Genomic DNA, 18,999 nt, shown 5'->3' on the forward strand with positions numbered 1-18,999 from the left:
TTGGAGTTCCTTTTTTAGGCCGCTTTTTTGAAAAAAAGCGGCGCAAAAAACTTTTGCAACCTGGGCCGGGGGCGCGGCGAAGCCAAAGCCCTCGACCCATCGGGGTTAGAGCATCAGGCTTAGCGGCTCTTCGATCAGGGCCTTCAGGGTCTGCAGGAATTCAGCGCCCAGCGCGCCATCGACCACGCGGTGGTCGGTGGACAGGGTGACGCTCATCACCGTGGCGATCCTGATCTCATCGCCCTTCACCACGGCCCGCTTCTCCCCCGCACCGACAGCCAGAATGGCGGCCTGCGGCGGGTTCACGATGGCGCAGAAATCCTTGATGCCATACATGCCGAGATTGGAGATGGAGAAGCCGCCGCCCTGGAATTCCTCGGGCTTCAGCTTGCCGGCCTTGGCCCGGCCCGCGAGATCCTTCATCGCGTTGGAAATGCCGGCCAGGCCGAGCTTGTCCGCGTTCTTGACGATCGGGGTGATCAGACCATCCGGGACGGCAACGGCGACGGAGATGTCGACATTGTCGTACTGGATGATCGCCTCGTCGGTCCAGGAGGCATTCACCGCCGGGTGCCGGGCCAGGGCGACGCCGCAGGCCTTGATGACGAGATCATTCACCGAGAGCTTGAAGGCGCCCGGGCCGTCCTTAGGCGACTTGCCGTTCAGCTCGCCGCGCAGCGCCAGCAGCTTGTCCAGCTCGATATCCACCGTGAGGTAGAAATGCGGGACGGTCTGCTTGGATTCCGTCAGGCGCTTGGCGATGACCTTGCGCATGGTGGAGTTGGGGATCTTCTTATGCGGCGCGGTGATGACCGGGGCCGGGGTGGCCGGCTTCGGCGCGGCGGCGGCCGGGGCAGCAGCCGGCGCGGCTTCGGCCTTCGGCGCGGCGGCGGATTTGCCGTCCAGATCCGCCTTCACGATCCGCCCATTCGGGCCGGAGCCCTTGATGGTGGCCAGATCGATGCCGGACTGCTTGGCGATGCGCTTGGCCAAGGGCGAGGCGAAGATGCGCTCGCCATGGTCCGCAGCAGCCGGGGCAGCCGCAGCGGCCTTCGGGGCTTCGGCCTTTGGCTCTTCCTTGGCGGCCTGCGCCTTGGGCGCGGCGGCGGGGGCAGGGCCGTCCACCTTCTCGTCCTTGGAGGCGGTGATCAGCCCGATCACCGCATTCACCGCAACCCCCTCAGTGCCTTCCGGCACCAGGATCTTGCCGAGGAAGCCTTCATCGACGGCTTCCACTTCCATGGTCGCCTTGTCGGTCTCGATCTCGGCGATCACGTCGCCGGACTTGATCTCATCGCCTTCCTTCTTCGCCCATTTCGCGAGCTTGCCCTCGGTCATGGTCGGTGAGAGGGCCGGCATCAGGATGTTAATGGCCATGTTGAACGCCTCCCGGATCAGAACAGTTTCTTGACGGCATCCACCACCCAGTCGGGCTGGGGCAGCGCCAGTTTTTCAAGGTTGGCCGCATAGGGCATCGGCACGTCAACGCCGGCCACGCGCGCCGGCGGGGCATCCAGCCAGTCGAAGCAATGCTCGGTGACGGTGGCGATGATCTCGGAGCCGATGCCGGCGAAGGGCCAGCCTTCCTCCAGGCTCACCACGCGCGAGGTCTTTTTCACCGAGGCGGCGATGGTCTCGATATCCAGCGGGCGGATGGTGCGCAGATTGATCACCTCGGCGGAGATGCCCTGCTCGGCCAGCGTCTCAGCCGCCTTCAGCGCCGTATCCACCATGATCGAGAAGGCGATGATGGTGACATCAGAACCCTGGCGCTCGATCTTGGCCTTGCCGATCGGCAGGATGAAATCCTCATCTTCCGGCACCTCGAAGGAGTGGCCGTACAGGATCTCGTTTTCCAGGAACACGACCGGGTTGGGGTCGCGGATGGCGGCGCGCAGCAGGCCCTTGGCATCGGCGGCGGACCAGGGGGCGACGACCTTCAGGCCCGGGCAATGCGCGTACCAGGAGGCGTAGCACTGGCTGTGCTGGGCGCCGACACGGGCGGCGGCACCGTTGGGGCCGCGGAAGACGATCTGCGCGCCCATCTGGCCACCGGACATATAGAGCGTCTTGGCGGCGGAGTTGATGATCTGGTCGATCGCCTGCATGGCGAAGTTGAAGGTCATGAACTCCAGGATCGGCTTCAGCCCGTTCATCGCCGCACCCACGGCCATGCCGGTGAAGCCATGCTCGGTGATCGGGGTGTCGATGACGCGGCGCGCACCGAACTCATCCAGCAGACCTTGGCTGACCTTATAGGCGCCCTGATACTGGGCAACTTCCTCGCCCATCAGGAACACGTCCTTATCGGCGCGCATTTCGACGGCCATGGCTTCGCGCAAGGCTTCGCGCACGGTCATGGTCTTGGTCGGGCCCCATTCCTTCTCGACCGGCTCCTGCGGCGTGGTGGGCGCTTTTTTCGGGGCTTCGGCCTTCGGGGCCGCAGCCTCGGCCTTGGGTGCTGGGGCCGGGGCGGGCTTGGCGGCGTCCGAGCCGCCATTGAGCTGGGCGATCACCGCGTTCACGGCGACACCCTCAGTGCCTTCCTCGACCAGAATGGCGGTCAGCGTGCCTTCATCGACGGCTTCCACTTCCATGGTCGCCTTGTCGGTCTCGATCTCGGCCAGAACATCGCCGGACTTCACCTCATCGCCCACTTTCTTGAGCCATTTGGCGAGCTTGCCCTCGGTCATGGTGGGGGAAAGGGCGGGCATCAGAATGTCGGTCATGGTGTCTTAGCCCTCCAGCAGCACGTCAGTGTAAAGTTCGGACGGATCGGGCTCGGGCGAGCTTTGCGAGAAATCAGCCGCCTCCTGCACCCGGGCCTTGATCGCCTCATCCAGCTTCTTCAGATCGGCCTCGGCGATGCCGGCTTCCTCCAGCTTCTTGCGGGCGGAATCCAGGCAGTCATGCTCGGCGCGCATTTTCTGCACTTCCTCGCGGGTGCGGTACTTCGCCGGGTCGGACATTGAGTGGCCGCGATAGCGATAGGTCTTCATCTCCAGCAGGAACGGGCCCTTGCCGGCGCGGCAATGCGCCACCGCCTGCTCGCCGGCTTCCTTCACCGCCAGCACATCCATGCCGTCCACGGCCAGGCTGGGCATGCCCCAGGCAGCGGCGTTCAGCGACAGATCCCGCGAGGCGGAGGCGCGCTCGACCGAGGTGCCCATCGCGTAACGGTTATTCTCGATGATGAACACCACCGGCAGCTTCATCAGCGCCGCGAGGTTGTAGCTCTCATAGACCTGCCCCTGGTTGGAGGCACCCTCGCCATAATAGGTGAGGCAGACATTGTCGTTCTCGCGATACCAGTTGGCGAAGGCGAGGCCCGCCCCCAGCGACACCTGGGCGCCGACGATGCCATGGCCGCCGAAGAAGCCTTTCTCCTTGCTGAACATGTGCATGGAGCCGCCCTTGCCCTTGGAGTAGCCGCCGATGCGCCCGGTCAGCTCCGCCATCACGCCCTTGGGGTCCATGTCGCAGGCCAGCATATGGCCGTGGTCACGGTAGGAGGTGATGACCTGATCGCCTTCCTTGAGGCAATGCTGCATGCCGACCACCACGGCCTCCTGGCCGATATAAAGATGGCAGAAGCCGGCGATGAGGCCCATGCCGTAAAGCTGGCCGGCCTTCTCCTCGAAGCGGCGGATCAGCAGCATGCTCTCATAGGCCTTGAGCAATTCGTCCTTGCTCATCACCTCGGCGGGCTTCTTTGCGGATTTTCTCGATTTGTCAGGGCTAACGGCCATGTCTCTTGGCTCCCGGGTTTTGATCGTCCGCTCGCAGCTATGCCAATGTTGGTGCGCCGCGCAAGAGAAAGCTCTGTAAAAACTCTTCTTCGCAGTTGCAACAAATTAAATTAACCAAAAAATAGTTAATTCATGCATCCGAAGCCCGGGGTAGGTAGAAGGCGGCTCATAAAATTTCAAAAAAAACGGCGCCGAAAGGCGCCGCTGCTTAGGGTGAGGCTCTAAAACGAAATCATCATTCGGCGGATTTGTGCGGCGGCAGCTCGACGACGAGGTCGTTCGGGTCGGCGAGGCTCAGCACGTTGCGGGCTTCCTCGTTCAGCATGTCGGGCTGAATCGCCTGACCATTGAGGTCGGCCACCTTGGTCTGCCAGAGCACCAGGCGCTGATGGGTGGCATCCGCCTGCTTCTGCACGGCGGCCAGTTGCGCGCGCTGCGCGGCCTGCGCCTCCAGCCCGCTTTTGCCGTGGATGGCGTTCCATCCAAAATAATAGGTGAGCGCCAGAAAAATAGCAGGCGCCACCAGGCCACGAAGGCGGTTTTTTATCGCGCGGAGCACAGAGCCATTCCCTAAACGTGAAGCCGGGTTGTTGAAACCGCTTGAATCTTCCCTTATCCGCGCGCAATTCGCAAGTGAATTTCTTGAATAATCATGACATTAAATAAATTAATTCAATTTCATTCCGCCGCCTTGTTTCCGCCCTTCTTGGGGCGTGCTGTGGCCACAGGCGGGGCGCCTATTCAGGCCAGAATGTGCGAAGGGGACAACCCATGACGATGAGACAGATTTTGCTGGCGGGTGCCGTGGCGATGGGCCTGGCCGGCGCTGGCGTCGCCCCGGCCTTCGCGGACTGGGGCGATCACGGCCATGGCGGCGGCGACTGGCACGGCGGTGGCGGTGACTGGCACGGCGATGGCGGTTGGCATGGCGGTGGCGACTGGCACGGTGGCCCCGGCGGGCATTGGGATGGCCGCCCCTACCATGATTGGCATGATCATGGCTGGTGGGGGGCGGGTCATATCTGGCACTGGTATGCCGGTTGGGGCCCGGACTATGGCTATATCGGCCCGGCCCCGGTCTGGGAGCCGGGCGTGCCGGTCTATGCCGGTCCGCCGCCAGGCTATTATTACGCGCCGCCGCCGCCCCCGCCGGTCTATTACGCGCCACCGCCGCCGCCGCCGGTTTACGTGGCGCCGATGCCCTCGGTGATCATCACCCCGCGCGGTGTGGGCATCACCCCGTAATGAAAAGGCCGGAGCATTGCTCCGGCCTTTTTGCATGCTCGCGTCGGGCTCAGGGCCATTTCACTTCGGGCGGCATCGACATCAGGATCGCCTCGGTATTGCCGCCGGTTTTCAGCCCGAATGTGGTGCCGCGGTCATAGAGCAGGTTGAACTCCACATAGCGGCCGCGGCGGATCAGCTGCGCCTCGCGCTCCTGCGGCGTATAGGGGGCTTCGCGCCGGCGGCGCACGATCGGCGGGTAGGCCGCCAGGAAGGCCTGGCCGACATCGCGGGTGAAGGCGAAATCCGCCGCGACATCGCCACTATCGAGATAATCATAGAAAATCCCGCCGGCGCCGCGTGGTTCATTGCGATGCGGGAGGTAGAAATATTCATCGCACCAGGCTTTGAATTTTTCATAATAGCCGGGATCGTGCGCATCGCAGGCGGCCTGATAGGCGGCGTGGAAGAAGGCGGCATCCTCGGTGGCTTCCGGCGTGCCGGGCTGCAGCGGGGTGAGATCCCCGCCGCCGCCGAACCAGCCCTTGGCGGTGACGATCATGCGGGTGTTCATATGCACCGCCGGGATTTTCGGGCTGCGCGGATGCACGACCAGCGAAATCCCCGCCGCCCAGAACGCAGCACCTGCCTCGGTGCCGGGAATTTTCGCGGCGAAATCCGGGCTCAGCGTGCCATCCACCACCGAGATATTCACCCCGGCCTTCTCGAATACCTGGCCGCGCAGCACGCTCATCGTGCCGCCGCCGCCGCCCGGGCGCTCCCAGCTGGCGCGCTGGAACCGGGCAGCGCCGCCGGCTTCCTGCTCGATCGTCTCGAATTCGGCGCAGATCCGGTCGCGCAGGGCGGCGAACCAGGTGGCGGCGTCCTGTTTCAGGGCGGCATGGGGGGGCGGGCTGGTCATGGCGCCTGCTTAAGCCATGCCCGGCCATCGATCCACACTTGAAATTTTTTCATTGCCTTGCCACGCTGCAACCAAGGGAGGAGACTTAACTCCTCCAGGGAGCGAACACATGGCTGAACCAACAGCGGATGCGCTTGCGGCGCATGGGACCGAGACCCGGCGCGACTTCCTGAGGCTTCTGGCCGTGGCGGGCGGCGCCATCGGGGTGGGGGCGATCGCCTGGCCGCTGATCGAAGCGCTGAACCCGGACGCGGCGGGGCTGGAAGCGGCCCGGCCGGTGGTGCTGGTTTCCGATATTGCCGAAAATGCCACCAAGACGGTGCAATGGGGCGGGCAGACCATCCTGATCCGCCGGCTGACCGACCAGCAGCTCGCCGCCGCCCAGATTGTGCCGATGAGCGCGCTGGTGGACCCGCAGGAGGTCTCCGAACGGGTGGCGCCAGATGATGGGCATATCGTCGTGGTGATCGGCATGAATACCGGCGCGCCCTGCGCCTTGCAGGGGAGTGCGCCGGGCGATCCGCGTGGCGATTATGGCGGCTGGGTCAGCCCCTGCGATGGCAGCGAATATGACGCGCTGGGGCGGGTGCGGGCCGGGCCGGCGCCGCGAAACCTGGCCATCCCGCGCTTTCGCTTCATCGATAAACACCAACTCCAGCTGGGTTAGGACGCGCCAATGCAATCGGAGGCGAAACAGGGCGTTGCCTGCCCCTATCTGATCAAGGATCGCGCGCCGGGCGGGGCCTGGCATGCGACCTTGCCAACGCTGCTGGGGGCGCTGCTGGCGCTGCTGCTGGCCTCGGGCGCGGTGCTGGCGGTGTATTATAATCCGCGCGACGCCTATGGCGCGGTGCAGATGATCAATCGCGAGGTGAATGGCGGCTGGCTGGTGCTGGGCTACCATAATACCGGCGCGTCTTTGGCGTTTCTGGCGCTATATGCGCAGCTGTTCCGGCTGTTGCTGACCCGCGGCTACCGTGGCCCGGCGCGGTTTGCCTGGATGCTCTGGGTGAAGCTGCTGGCGGTGCTGCTGCTCTCCGGCTGGCTGGGCTTCGTGCTGCAGGGCGGGGCAGGGGGCGCGCTCTCGCTCACCCATGCCAGCGATGCCGCGCTGACCCTGCCGGGCTTTCCCGGCGCGGTGGCGCTGTGGATTTTCGGTGGCCCGTCCGGCCCCGGCACGTTGGCTCGGCTGCTGGTGTTCCATGTGCTGCTGGCGGCTTGCCCGGTTTGGGTGATCTGCTGGGCGCGCTGCGCGGCACGGCGGGCGCGGCCGGCGCCGGAGGGCCGGGCGGTGGCGTTCTGGCCGGTCTATGCGTCGCAATATTTCGCGGCCTTGGCGGCGCTGGCGCTGTTCTTCACGCTGCTGCTGGCCTTCGCCCCGCATTGGGGGCAGAGCGCCCAGGCCATGCTGCCGGGCGATGTGCTGCCGATGGTAATCTCCTATCCCTGGTATTTGCAGCCGGTGGCGCATCTTGCCGGGCTGATCCCGGGCGATGGCGGGGCGATTTTGGTGGTGATTCTGGCTGCGGCCACGCTTTACGCGCTGCCCTGGCTAGATCGTTCCAACGGCGCCCCACCCGGCCGGCTCTATCGCGGGCTGACGCTGCTGCTGGGGCTGGATGTGCTGGCTCTGGGCTGGGCCAGCGCGCCGGTGCTGCAGATCATTTTCGGCATCTGGTTTTTCATCCATTTCCTCGTGCTCACCCCCCTCGTCACCGCCGCGGAGGCCAAATAATGCGCGTTTTGCTGATGTCGGGCTTAGCACTCGGGCTGCTGGCGGGTGGGGCGGCGCAGGCGCAGACCCCGTCTTTCCCCTCCTCCGGCGCCTTCGGGCATATCGATGATGAAGCCGCCCAGCGCGGGCTGGCGGTGTATCAGGGCGTGTGCGCCAGCTGCCACAGCCTCAACCAGCTACATTACCGGGATCTTGCGGGAATCGGGCTGGATACGGCGCAGATCGCCGGGCTTGCCAATGCGGTGAAGCTGGCCACCGGCCAGCCCGCCACCCCGGATGATGTGTTCAAGGCCCCCGCGGCGATGAGCATGGGCGGGGCGGTGCCGCCGGATCTCTCCAGCATCGTCGCCCAGCGCCGCGATGGCACGCGCTATATTTACCGCTTCCTCACCGGCTTCGCCCCGGCCCCGGCCGGGGTGACGATGTTGCCAGGGCATTATTACAACCGCGCTTATCCGGGCGGGCAGGTTGCCATGCCGCCGGTGCTGCGGGACAATGCGGTGACTTACGCGGACGGGACCAAGGCCACACAGGCGCAGGAAGCCGCGGATGTCGCGGAGTTTCTGACATGGGCGTCCGATCCAAACCTCACCGCCCGGCATGTTCTGGGGATCAGGGCGGGGATCTTCTTCGCCTTCCTGACGCTGGTGGCGCTGGCGACCAAAAGGCGGATCTGGAAGCAGGAGGGCTGAGCGGCGTCGCGGCTTCGGCGCGGGCCTGCCGCGTCTGCCATGACATCTTGCCGCTGGGGGCGCGGCCGGTGTTCCGGGTCTCGCCCACCGCGAAGCTGCTGGTGATCTCGCAGGCGCCGGGCACCAAGGTGCATGCCAGCGGCCTGCCGTTCGACGATGCCTCCGGCGATCGGCTGCGGCATTGGATGGGGATTGGCCGGGAGGTTTTCTACGATGAAACCCGGCTGAATTTCATGCCAATGGGCTTCTGCTATCCCGGCCGGCTGCGCAATGGCGGCGATGCCCCGCCGCGCCCGGAATGCGCGCCGCTCTGGCATGAGGCGCTGTTGCGCCATCTGCCGCAGCTTGAGCTGATCCTGCTGGTCGGCGGCTATGCGCAAAGGCGCTATCTGGGCAAGGGCAGCATGACGCAGAGGGTGCGCGCGCAGGCGCCGGGGCGGTTTCTGCCGCTGCCGCACCCCTCCTGGCGGACCACCGGGTGGGAGAAGAAAAACCCTTGGTTTGGTGAGGAGATTTTGCCGAAATTGCGGGCGGAGGTGGCGCGGCTGACGTGATCGTCATCATCGCGCCGGGTTGAATTTTCGCCGGGCTGCCCAAGCTGTTGCAACATAGATGTTACAGCGAAGGAGGCGCGGATGGTTCCGGCCTGGCTCAATGATCTGGCGATGCTGTCCCTGGCCGCCGCGTTCATCAGTGCGCTGATTATTTTGTGGGATCTGCGTGCCCGCCCGCAGGCGATGGCGGTGATGAACCCGGTCTGGCCGGTCACCGCCTTATATTTCGGGCCGCTCGGGCTCTGGGCCTATTGGCGGCTGGGGCACGCGGCGCCGGCATCGCATCACGCGCATAATCACCATCATCATCACGGCGATGACAAACCGTTCTGGGTGCAGGTCTTCGCCGGCACCACCCATTGCGGGGCGGGCTGCACGCTGGGCGATATTGTCGCGGAATTTCTGGTGTTTTTCTCAGGGCTGGCGATCGCCGGCTCGGTGTTCGCGGGGCAACTGGTGCTGGATTATGCCTTCGCCTTCCTGCTCGGCATCGTCTTTCAATATTATTCCATCGTGCCGATGCGCGGGCTGCAGCCGGCCGAGGGCATCAAGGCGGCGGTGAAGGCGGATTTCTGGTCGCTCACCGCCTTCGAGGTCGGGCTGTTCGCCTGGATGGCGCTCACCCGCTTCGTGTTTTTCGGCCCCAGCCTGCAGCCGGACAGCGCCACCTACTGGTTCATGATGCAGATCGGCATGATCATCGGCTTCGCCACGGCGTTTCCGATGAACTGGCTGCTGATCAAATCCGGGGTGAAGGAGCCCTGCATGTAGGCGCGTGTTAGAGCAATATGTGTTTAGGTTGACGCGCCAGCGTCAAGAAAAACACATGAAATTGCTCGCTAAAACAAAACTTAGAGCATCAAGCTAAAAGCTTGATGCTCTAGCCGCGCAGCTCTTTCAGTGATTTGATCGCATTGCCCTGCGCATCGAAATTCGCCTCATCCAGCCAGGCGAGAATCGCATCGCGCTGTTGCGGCCATTCATGCCCGAGCATCGCATACATCGCGGTGTCGCGCTCGCGCCCCTTCACCACCATATGCGCGCGCAGCGTGCCCTCATAGGAAAAGCCCAGGCGCAGCGCGGCACGTTTGGAAGGCTCGTTGAGCGCGTTGCATTTCCAGACCAGCCGGCGATAGCCGAGATCCTCCGCCGCGTGGCGCAGCATCAGGAACATCGCCTCGGTCGCGGCACGGGTGCGGCGCAGCTCCGGGCCCAACCAGATATTGCCGAGCTCGATGGCGGCATTCTTTGGCTCGATATTCATCAGCGACAGAAAGCCGGAGACACGGCCGATGGTGGTCGGCCGCACCGCCCAGAAGGCGGCCAGCGGGTCGGCGTAAAAGCCGGCAATCAGCGCTTCCACCTCGGCCACACTCTTCCACGGGCCGAAGGACATATAGGTGAAACTGTCCTCGGCGAATTGCGAGGCCTCGAACAGTTCCAGCGCATGGCGGCGGGTGAGTGGCTCCAGGCTGACGCGCGCGCCCAGAAATTTCTGCCGGGCGGGCAGCGGGCGCGGCCAGGTATCGACCTCGGGGCCGAGGGGAAGCTTGGTCATGGCTCAGCCCCTCAGCCGGGCGAGGGTGGCGGTGGTGGAATGGCCGGGCAGCAGCTGGGCCAGCGCTACACTGCCGCCCCAGCTCTCCACCAGATCCGCGCCGACGACGGTTTCGCGGGTATAATCCGCGCCCTTGATCAGCACGTCCGGCTTGATCAGCTTGATCAGCTCGATCGGGGTATCTTCCTCGAACAGACAGACCAGATCGACCGAGGCGAGCGAGGCTAGCACGGCGGCGCGGGCCGCCTCGCCCTGGGCCGGGCGGGTCGGGCCTTTCAGGCGCTGCACCGAGGCATCGGCATTGATGCCGACGATCAGCCGGTCGCACATCGCCCGGCATTGCTCCAGCAGATGCACATGGCCCGGATGCAGCAGATCAAAACAGCCATTGGTAAAGCCGACCTTATAGCCGCGCAGGCGCCAGCGCTCGGCCATCTCGGCGGCGGCGGACGGGGTGACGATTTTCTGCAGCGCCCCGGTGGCGGGGGCGATATGGGCGAGAAGATCCGCCGGGCGGGCGACAGCGGTGCCGACCTTGGCGACGACGATGCCGCCGGCGATATTGGCCAGCCTTGCAGCCTCCACCAGCGGCACCTCGGCGGCGATGCAGGCGGCCAGGGCCGCCACCACCGTATCCCCGGCGCCGGAGACGTCGTAGACTTCCCGCGCCTCGCCGGGGAAATGATGCACCTCCTCGGCGGTGATCAGGCTCATCCCGTCCTCGGAGCGCGTCACCAGCACCGCGCCGAAGCCATACCAGGCGAGCAGCGCCTTGGCGGCGGTGACGATCTGCGCCTCGCTCTCCACCGGCATGTTGGTGGCCTCGGCCAGTTCCTTGCGGTTGGGGGTGAGGATGTCCGCGCCCTTATAACGGGCATAGTCGCGGCCCTTGGGGTCGACGATGATCTTGCGCCCGAGTTTTTGCGCGCCTTCGATCAGGGCGGCGCAGACCGGGGCGCTGAGCACACCTTTATTATAGTCCGAGAGCACGGTGACAGTCGTGGCCGCCATCGCATCCAGGGCGATCTTCAGCAGCCGCTCGCAGAGCTTCTCCGGCAGGGCGATGCGCTCCTCGCGGTCGGCGCGGATCAGATGCTGGCCTTGCGCGATATAGCGGGTCTTCATCGTCGTGGTGCGGCCATTCTGCACCAGCAGCCAGGGTTCCACGCGCTCCTGCCCGCCGATCAGCCCGGTCAGGTCCGAGCCGGCCTGGTCATCGCCGACGACCGAGACGAAGGCCGCCGAGGCGTCGAGCGCGATCAAATTGCGCACCACATTCCCAGCCCCGCCCGGCATCGCCACCTCGCGGGTGACGGTGAGGATGGGCACCGGCGCTTCCGGGCTCACCCGGGTCACTTCGCCATAGGTGTAACGGTCGAGCATCGCGTCGCCCACCACGAGCACGCTGGCGCGGGCGAGTTTCTTCACATAGGCGCCGAGGTCGGCGCAGGAGGGGGCGGCAGAGGAGTCGTTGGCCATGGGAAACCGCTAACCCTCTCCCGGGCTTGTGGCAACGGGGCGAAAACATGCTTATTTGGGACACATCATGACAGAGCTGCCCGCGTTTCTTGATTCCACCCGCCCGCAAGTGCCGGATCTTTCCGTGCCGCGCGGCGTCACTCCGTTTTATCTGCCCGAGCGCCCGGTGCGCGGCCGGCTGGTGCGGCTGGGGCCGCTGGGGGCGACGCTGCTCTCCCGGCACCAGCATCCCGCCCCGGTGCGCGCCTTGCTTGGCCAGGCCCTGGCGCTGGCGGCGGGGCTCTCCACCGCGTTGAAATTCAAAGGCTCCTTCTCCATCCAGATTCGCGGCGACGGCCCGGTGCCGATGCTGGTGGTGGATTGCACCGAGGCCGGGGCGCTGCGCGGCTATGTGCGGGTGGAGGCGGGGGCTGAGATCCCGCCGGAGGCTACCGCCCGCCAGCTCTTCGGCAATGGCTATATCGCCTTCACCGTCGATCAGGGGCTGGACAAGGACCCGAGCCAGGGCATCGTCGCCATCGAAGGCGAGAGCCTGACCGAGATGGCGGAGTATTATTTTTCCACCTCCGAGCAGCTGCCGGCGCGGATTTTCCTGGCGGCGGCGGAAGGCGAGGGGGGCTGGCGCGCCTCGGCTCTGGTGATGGAGCGTGTCGCCGGGGCCGGCGGCGTGGGCCCGGAGATATCCGAGGGCGAGCAGGAGGAAGCCTGGCGCACCGCCTGCATCCTGGCCGAGACGGTGACGCAGGAGGAGTTGCTGGATGATGCGCTCTCGCCCGAGCGGCTGCTCTACCGGCTGTTCCATGGCGAAGGCGCGGCGGTTTCCAAGCCGCGCGCTCTCTCCTTCGGCTGCCGCTGCTCGCGCCAGCGCCTGGGCGGCATTCTGGAAGGGTTCAACCAGGAGGATCTCGACCATATGGCCGTCGAGGGCCAGATCGTGATGACCTGCGAATTCTGCAATTTCGATTTTTGTTTCGCCCGCGCGGATGTCGCCGGGCGCCCGCCCCAAACCGACCTTGGAGCCCCCGAATGAAGAAGCTGCTTCTCGCTTTGCCGCTGCTGGCGCTTGCCTCCTGCGGCTCGACGCCACCGGCCCCGGTGCTGAAACCGCTGGATTATTCCTACCTGCCGCCGATCCTGTTGAAGGTGGCGCAGGTGAATGTGGTGACGAATTTCGTGCCCAGCCCGTCCCAGCAGCTGGCTGCGAGCCAGGACCCCGCCCCCCCGGCCGAGACGCTGGAGACGATGCTGCGCCAGCGCCTGCAGCCCGCCGGCCAGCCCGGCACCGCGACGGTGACGGTCACCAACGCCTCGGTTGATAATGTCAGCGGCAATTTGGTCGGCGCGATGACGGTGGATGTGAATCTGGCCAGCGCCGATGGCCGCTCCACCGGCTTCACCGAGGCCAGTGTCGGCGCCACCCATAGCGCGCCGGATTCCGGCAATCCGGAGGATCTGCGCGTGGCCTATTACGACCTGACCAAGCAGCTGATGACGCAGATGAATGTGCAGCTGCAGTACCAGATCCAGAAAAACCTGCCGAACTGGATTTCCTGGACCAGTGACGGCGGCGCCGCTGCCCCGGCGGCGGCCTCCCCCGATGCCGGGGGCGGGGTGATCCAGGCGGCGCCGCTCGCGGCCCCGCCGGGGGTGGGCACCGCCCCTGGCATGGCCACCAGCACGACCACGACGACGACCACCGCCCCCGTGGCGCCGGCGGCGCCGGTGCCCGGCCAGCTCAACACCAATGGCGCCGTGCCTGGCTATCTGCCTGGGGCGGGCCCGGCGGCCTTGGGGGCGCAGCCATGAGCCGGCTGGTGCAGCTGCCGCCCGCCGGGGTGGCGGAATGGAGTCCGATCGCGCCGGAAAAAGTGATTTCCGGCGAACCGATGGCGCGCACGATCGTGCTGTATGAGAACCCGGCACGCGGACTCGCCGCCGGGGAATGGGAAGCCAGCCCCGGCAAATGGCGGATCGCCTATACCGAGTGGGAATATATGGAGATCATCTCCGGCGCCTGCGTGGTGGAGGGCGATGATGGCCGGCGGATCGAGGCGGGGCCTGGGGATAAATTCGTGATCGAGCCCGGCTTCACCGGCACCTGGGAGGTGCTCTCGGCGCTGCGCAAGAGCTGGGTGATCCAGGAATAGCTGAAATTAGCGGAAGTGCTTGACGCGGCCCCTTGGGCGGTCTAGACGGCGCGCTCCATTACACACACCTTTTTTGTTCGGATAACATGGCCAATATCGCATCTGCCCAGAAACGCATCCGCCAGACGCTGAAGCGCACGGCGCGCAACAAGGCGCGCAAGTCCCGCGTCCACACCTTCATCCGCAAGGTTGAAGAGGCCGTGGCGGCTGGCGACAAGGCAGCCGCGCAGGCTGCGTTGATCGCTGCCCAGCCGGAGCTACAGCGCGCGGCTGGCAAGGGCGTGCTGAAGGCGAATGCGGTTGCCCGCAAGATCTCCCGCCTGTCAGCCAGCGTGAAGGCCGTCGCCGCCGCTTAATGCGCCGGTTGGGATAATCCTCCGGGTTGTCCCAAAAAATATACGTTTTTGAACCGCCGTCATCTTGTTGTAATGGCAAGATACGGCGGTTTTCTATTCTTGGTTGCAAGCCCAGGCTTTTGCTATGGCAAGTAGGTAGGCGCAAAGAAAGTTTTTTATTTGTAGTCTTTTGAATTTAAACGTTTTTTTCGAAGTGTCAGCAGCTTGTTCGCAAAGCTGTCGCATTTGTCGGCTTGCTTCGGCGAGGCGTTTAGACCTAATGTCCAAGCCTCAATTGACTGTTCAGGACTGTCTCATTTCTGAGAAGGCGCCCTTTTCCCAAGGGTTTGCTTTGCGGAATCGGTCCTTTGCGGCGCTGTGTTCGGGGTTAGGCAAAGCAGAATGGGTATCAACCTAGAGATCAATTCCTCTGGTCAGGGCGGCGCTGCGCTGCAAACCTCCATGATATGGAATGAAGAGGCACGGCTGGCTGAGCAATGGGGCCGCGTGCGCGCCCGGCTGCAGGCGGAAGTGGGTGAGGTCGAATATCGCACCTGGCTGAAGCAGGTGAGCTTTGGCGGTGTTGCCGGCGACGAGGCGGTGGTGCTGCTGCCGACCCGCTTTCTGCGCGACTGGGTGAACAAGGAATATGGCGAGCTGATCGCCTCCTTCTGGCAGGCTGAGAATCCGGGCGTGAAGCGGGTTGAGTTCCGCACTGGCGCGCCCTCCGCGCGTCCGGCCGCGCCGGATCTGGCCGAGCCGGCCGCGCGGCCGGTGGCCGGGCAGGCGGCGATGCCGGCGCCGCGCCAGGAGAACATGGCCGGGCTGGACCAGCGTTTTACCTTCGAGACCTTCGTCGTCGGCAAGCCGAACGAGTTCGCCTATGCCTGCGCGCGGCGGGTGGCCGAGAGCCCGGCGACGCCGGGCTTCAACCCGCTGTTCCTTTATGGCGGTGTCGGGCTGGGCAAGACCCATCTGATGCACGCCATCGCCTGGGAGCTGTCCACCAATGCGCGCGGCGGGCGGCCGGTCTCGGTGGCCTATATGTCCGCCGAGCGCTTCATGTACCGCTTCATCAACGCGCTGCGCTCGCAATCCACGCTGGAATTCAAGAACGAGCTGCGGTCCGTCGACGTGCTGATGATCGACGATCTGCAGTTCCTGATCGGCAAGGACAACACCCAGGAAGAATTCTTCCACACCTTCAACGCGCTGGTGGATGCGGGCAAGCAGATCGTCATCTCCGCCGACAAATCCCCCTCCGACCTCTCGGGGCTGGAGGACCGGCTGCGTACCCGCCTGGGCTGCGGCATCGTCGCGGATCTGCACGCCACCACATTCGAGCTGCGCTATTCCATTCTGGAGGCCAAGGCGCAGCGCGCCGGGGTGGAGGTGCCGCCGAAGGTGGTGGAATTCCTCGCCCGCAAGATCACCAGCAATAACCGTGAGCTGGAAGGCGCGCTGAACCGCCTCGTCGCGCATGCCAATCTGTTCAACCGGCAGGTGACGCTGGATACCGCGCATGAGGTGCTGCACGATGTGCTGAAGGCGCATGACCGCAAGATCTCCATCCAGGAAATCCAGAAGCGCGTCTGCGAGCATTATAATATCCGCATCGCCGAGATGAGCTCCGCCCGGCGGGCGCGCAACATCGCCCGGCCGCGCCAGGTGGCAATGTACCTGGCCAAGCAGCTGACCTCGAAGAGCCTGCCCGATATCGGCCGGCATTTCGGCGACCGCGACCATACCACCGTCATGCATGCGGTCTCGCGGGTGACCGAGCTGATCGGCCAGGATGCCGCTTTCGCCGAGGATGTCGAGCTGCTCAAGCGCATGCTGGAGAACTGAACCCGCCTTTGCCGGCGGTGAGAAAGGGGCCCGCGGGGCCCCTTTTCTTTGGCCGAATCCCTGGCTTTGCAAGCCCCTGGTCAGCTTGCTACTCTAAGGCCCGAATCGCGCCGCAAACCAAGTGATTCGATCGCAGTCTGGAAGGGTATCATGAAGTTCAAGGCCGATCGCGCCACGCTGATGAAGTCGCTCGCTCACGTGCAGAACGTGGTGGAGAAGCGCAATACCATTCCCATTCTCGCCAACGTGCTGCTCTCGGTGCAGAATGGCCGGCTTTCCATCGCCGCGACCGATCTGGAGATCGCGCTGGTGGAAGAGGTGGCGGCGGAGACGCTGCGCGACGGCGCCATCACCGTGCCGGCGGCGACCTTGTATGAGATTGTCCGCCGCCAGCCGGAGAATGCGGTGATCGAGCTCGATCATCCGGGCGGGGACGCGCCGCTGGCGCTGCGCGCCGGGCGCTATTCCACCAGCCTGGTGGCGCTCTCGGTCGAGGAATTCCCGAAGCTCGATGCCGGCAAGCTCTCGCACAGCTTCGTGCTCTCGGCGATCGAGCTGCGCGGGCTGATCGACCGCACCCGCTTTGCCATCTCCACCGAGGAGACGCGCTATTATCTCAACGGCATCTATCTGCACGCCGCCGAGGGCCAGGACGGCCCGGTGATCCGCGCGGTGGCGACGGACGGGCATCGTCTGGCGCGCGTTGAGGAGCCGCTCCCGAGCGGGGCGGCTGGTATGCCCGGCATCATCGTGCCGCGCAAGACCGTGACCGAGCTGCGCAAGCTGCTGGATGAGGCGAGCGGCGAGGTGGAGGTGGCGCTTTCCGAGACGCGCATCCAGTTCACCATCGGCACCATGCGCCTGACCAGCAAGCTGATCGATGGCACCTTCCCGGATTATGACCGCGTGATCCCGCGGGGGAATGACAAGATCCTGCGGGTGGACAAGAAGGATTTCAACGATGCGGTCGGCCGCGTCTCGGCGATTTCGGCGGAGAAGCACCGGCCGGTGAAGCTCTCGCTGGCGAAGGAGCTGCTGGTGATCTCGGCGGCCTCCGCCGAGCAGGGCTCGGCCTCCGAGGAGCTAGGCGGGGATCTGGTGGATTACCAGTCCGGGCCGTTGGAAATCGGCTTCCAGGCGCGCTATCTCTCGGATGTCACCGACCAGATCAAGTCCGGCAAGGTGGAATTCGCCTTCGCTGACGGCGCCGCGCCGACGCTGGTGCGTGAGGAGAATGACAGCTCGGCGGTTTATGTTTTGATGCCGATGCGGGTGTGAAGGTTTTGTGGCCCTTTTTGAAAAAAGGGCCACGCCCTCCGGCGGCTTTCCAGCACCGCTTCGCGATGCTGGAACCTTGGCCGCCTGCGCCCAAAAACGTTTGCGCCTGGGTGCTGGGGGTTTTCCACGCCGTTGCCAGGGCTTCACCGCCCGTGAGCAAAAGTTTTTGCTGCCGCTTTTTTCAAAAAGCGGCAAAGGACCGCCGTCATATTGCTATCCCGCCTGACGCTCACCGATTTCCGCTCCTACGCCACGCTGCGCTTTGAGGCGCCGGCGCGGCGCCTGGTGTTCACCGGCCCGAACGGCGCGGGCAAGACCAATCTGCTGGAAGCGGCCTCGCTGCTGGTCCCTGGGCGCGGCCTGCGCGGGGCAAAATTCGCCGAGCTGGCGCGCCAGGGCGGCGCCGGGGGCTGGGCGGTGGCCGCACAGTTTTCCAACGGGCTGGAGATCGGCACCGGGGCGGTGGAAGGGGCGCCGGAGCGGCGGGAATTCCGCCTCAACGGGGTGAAGCCCCGGGCGCAATCGGATGTCGCGGAGCAGCTCGCCGCTGTCTGGCTGACCCCACAGATGGACCGGCTGTTCACGGATACCGCCTCCGGCCGACGTAAATTCCTGGATCGCCTGGTGATCGCGCTGGAGCCGTTCCATGCGCGCGAGATCGCGGCCTTCGAGAGTGCCTCCGCCCAGCGCAACCGGCTGCTGGCCGAGCCGCGTTACGACCCTGCCTGGGTGGCGGGGCTGGAGGATGCGATGGCCCGCCATGCCGTCGCCGCCACGGCGGCCCGGCTGGGGCTGATCGCGCGGCTGAATGCGAGCCTGGAGGCGGGCGCGGCGGACCCGTTTCCGCGGGTGACACTGGGGTTGGCCTGCCCGATCGCGCAGCTTCTGGACGCGGCTGCGGCGCTGGATGTGGAAGACTGGCTGCGCGGCGCGCTGGCGGCCTCGCGCGCCACCGATGCGGCGGTGAAATCCTCAGGCTACGGCCCGCAGAAGGCCGATCTGCTGATTGCCGATGCCCAGGCCGGCCGCCCCGCCGCGCTCTCCTCCACCGGCCAGCAGAAGGCGATGCTGATCGGCATCGTGCTCGGCCATGTCGCTTTGATTACCGCGCTGCGGGGCGCCCCGCCGCTGCTGCTGCTGGATGAGCCGCTGGTGCATCTGGATGCGCAGCGGCGCGGCGCCTTGTTCGCTGCCCTGGCCCGGATGGACGCGCCGGCCTGGCTGACCGGCACGGATCAGGAGCTGTTCGCGGGGCTGGACGCCGCGCGTCTGGCCGTGCGCGAGAGCCTCTTAGAGCATCAAGCTTTTCGCTTGAGGCTCTAAGTTTTGTTTTAGCGAGCAATTTCATGTGTTTTTCTTGACGCTGGCGCGTCAACCTAAACACATATTGCTCTAACCTCCGGCTGAAGCTTTCTCCACCTGCCGGCATTCGCCCGTGCCCGCGCCTAAATCGCGGGGAGCAACCGCAGAACGGGAGA

20 protein-coding genes are annotated in these 18,999 nt (G+C 65.2%); 13 read left to right on the plus strand and 7 right to left on the minus strand.

The features are described 5' to 3' along the window. Nucleotides 1-105: 105 nt before the first annotated feature. The 4 genes from T331_RS0112500 to T331_RS0112515 form a co-directional block, all read right to left on the minus strand. Nucleotides 106-1,377 (minus strand): pyruvate dehydrogenase complex dihydrolipoamide acetyltransferase, encoded by a 1,272-nt coding sequence (locus tag T331_RS0112500; protein WP_026440264.1) that lies wholly within the window; start codon nucleotides 1,375-1,377, stop codon nucleotides 106-108. A gap of 17 nt (nucleotides 1,378-1,394) precedes the next feature. Beyond that, a complete protein-coding gene (locus T331_RS0112505; protein WP_026440265.1) occupies nucleotides 1,395-2,729 on the minus strand; it encodes a pyruvate dehydrogenase complex E1 component subunit beta in 1,335 nt (444 codons plus the stop codon). Between the two features lie 6 nt (nucleotides 2,730-2,735). Continuing rightward, nucleotides 2,736-3,695: a pyruvate dehydrogenase (acetyl-transferring) E1 component subunit alpha gene (pdhA, locus tag T331_RS0112510; protein WP_008492269.1), complete on the minus strand. Its 960-nt coding sequence runs from the start codon at nucleotides 3,693-3,695 to the stop codon at nucleotides 2,736-2,738. 289 nt (nucleotides 3,696-3,984) lie between these two features. Continuing rightward, entirely contained in the window at nucleotides 3,985-4,272 is a 288-nt protein-coding gene (locus tag T331_RS0112515; protein WP_162173902.1) for an FtsB family cell division protein, read from the minus strand. Between the two features lie 248 nt (nucleotides 4,273-4,520). Between T331_RS0112515 and T331_RS18290 the strand changes: the two genes are divergently transcribed. Next, entirely contained in the window at nucleotides 4,521-4,994 is a 474-nt protein-coding gene (locus T331_RS18290) for a hypothetical protein (RefSeq protein WP_035180102.1), read from the plus strand. Between the two features lie 49 nt (nucleotides 4,995-5,043). On the opposite strand, the gene hemF is transcribed toward T331_RS18290, so the two are convergent. Next, nucleotides 5,044-5,895, minus strand: coding sequence for an oxygen-dependent coproporphyrinogen oxidase (gene hemF / locus T331_RS0112525; protein WP_026440267.1), 852 nt, complete (start codon nucleotides 5,893-5,895; stop codon nucleotides 5,044-5,046). Nucleotides 5,896-6,004: 109 nt separating this feature from the next. Here hemF and petA point away from each other — a divergent pair, with 109 nt between their 5' ends. From petA to T331_RS0112550, 5 genes are all read left to right on the plus strand, one after another. Next, nucleotides 6,005-6,562 (plus strand): ubiquinol-cytochrome c reductase iron-sulfur subunit, encoded by a 558-nt coding sequence (petA, locus tag T331_RS0112530; protein ID WP_026440268.1) that lies wholly within the window; start codon nucleotides 6,005-6,007, stop codon nucleotides 6,560-6,562. 9 nt (nucleotides 6,563-6,571) lie between these two features. Then, a complete protein-coding gene (locus T331_RS0112535) occupies nucleotides 6,572-7,630 on the plus strand; it encodes a cytochrome b N-terminal domain-containing protein (RefSeq protein ID WP_026440269.1) in 1,059 nt (352 codons plus the stop codon). Further along, nucleotides 7,630-8,322, plus strand: coding sequence for a cytochrome c1 (locus T331_RS20445; RefSeq protein ID WP_026440270.1), 693 nt, complete (start codon nucleotides 7,630-7,632; stop codon nucleotides 8,320-8,322). Before T331_RS0112535 ends, T331_RS20445 begins: the two co-directional genes overlap by 1 nt. 47 nt (nucleotides 8,323-8,369) lie before the next feature. Then, nucleotides 8,370-8,876 carry a uracil-DNA glycosylase family protein gene (locus T331_RS0112545; RefSeq protein ID WP_008492278.1) on the plus strand — a complete coding sequence of 169 codons (507 nt, stop codon included), beginning with the start codon at nucleotides 8,370-8,372 and terminating at the stop codon, nucleotides 8,874-8,876. 81 nt (nucleotides 8,877-8,957) lie between these two features. Next, entirely contained in the window at nucleotides 8,958-9,647 is a 690-nt protein-coding gene (locus T331_RS0112550; protein WP_026440272.1) for a DUF4396 domain-containing protein, read from the plus strand. Nucleotides 9,648-9,756: 109 nt separating this feature from the next. Here T331_RS0112550 and T331_RS0112555 read toward each other — a convergent pair whose 3' ends face one another. Continuing rightward, complete coding sequence (locus T331_RS0112555) at nucleotides 9,757-10,434, minus strand: GNAT family N-acetyltransferase (RefSeq protein WP_026440273.1); 678 nt, start codon at nucleotides 10,432-10,434, stop codon at nucleotides 9,757-9,759. Between the two features lie 3 nt (nucleotides 10,435-10,437). Beyond that, complete coding sequence (gene rfaE1 / locus T331_RS0112560; RefSeq protein WP_026440274.1) at nucleotides 10,438-11,913, minus strand: D-glycero-beta-D-manno-heptose-7-phosphate kinase; 1,476 nt, start codon at nucleotides 11,911-11,913, stop codon at nucleotides 10,438-10,440. Between the two features lie 67 nt (nucleotides 11,914-11,980). Here rfaE1 and hslO point away from each other — a divergent pair, with 67 nt between their 5' ends. The 7 genes from hslO (at nucleotide 11,981) to recF (ending at nucleotide 18,844) form a co-directional block, all read left to right on the plus strand. Then, nucleotides 11,981-12,943, plus strand: coding sequence for an Hsp33 family molecular chaperone HslO (gene hslO / locus T331_RS18295; RefSeq protein ID WP_035180104.1), 963 nt, complete (start codon nucleotides 11,981-11,983; stop codon nucleotides 12,941-12,943). After that, complete coding sequence (locus tag T331_RS18300) at nucleotides 12,940-13,719, plus strand: hypothetical protein (protein ID WP_051622358.1); 780 nt, start codon at nucleotides 12,940-12,942, stop codon at nucleotides 13,717-13,719. Before hslO ends, T331_RS18300 begins: the two co-directional genes overlap by 4 nt. Continuing rightward, nucleotides 13,716-14,060 (plus strand): cupin domain-containing protein, encoded by a 345-nt coding sequence (locus T331_RS0112575; protein ID WP_026440275.1) that lies wholly within the window; start codon nucleotides 13,716-13,718, stop codon nucleotides 14,058-14,060. The genes T331_RS18300 and T331_RS0112575 overlap by 4 nt, the downstream gene beginning before the upstream one ends. Nucleotides 14,061-14,146: 86 nt before the next feature. Next, the gene (gene rpsT / locus T331_RS0112580; RefSeq protein WP_008492286.1) at nucleotides 14,147-14,416 is read left to right on the plus strand and encodes a 30S ribosomal protein S20; all 270 of its coding nucleotides are present in this window, start codon (nucleotides 14,147-14,149) and stop codon (nucleotides 14,414-14,416) included. A gap of 441 nt (nucleotides 14,417-14,857) precedes the next feature. After that, nucleotides 14,858-16,243, plus strand: coding sequence for a chromosomal replication initiator protein DnaA (dnaA, locus tag T331_RS0112585; protein ID WP_051622366.1), 1,386 nt, complete (start codon nucleotides 14,858-14,860; stop codon nucleotides 16,241-16,243). Between the two features lie 150 nt (nucleotides 16,244-16,393). Further along, complete coding sequence (gene dnaN, locus T331_RS0112590) at nucleotides 16,394-17,521, plus strand: DNA polymerase III subunit beta (protein WP_008492289.1); 1,128 nt, start codon at nucleotides 16,394-16,396, stop codon at nucleotides 17,519-17,521. Nucleotides 17,522-17,731: 210 nt separating this feature from the next. After that, on the plus strand, nucleotides 17,732-18,844 hold the full coding sequence (gene recF, locus T331_RS0112595; RefSeq protein ID WP_322786136.1) for a DNA replication/repair protein RecF: 1,113 nt from the start codon (nucleotides 17,732-17,734) through the stop codon (nucleotides 18,842-18,844). The last annotated feature ends 155 nt before the right edge of the window (nucleotides 18,845-18,999 follow it).

Origin of the sequence: Acidocella facilis ATCC 35904, from assembly GCF_000687875.1 — a bacterium.
In the GTDB taxonomy this organism is placed as follows: domain Bacteria; phylum Pseudomonadota; class Alphaproteobacteria; order Acetobacterales; family Acetobacteraceae; genus Acidocella; species Acidocella facilis.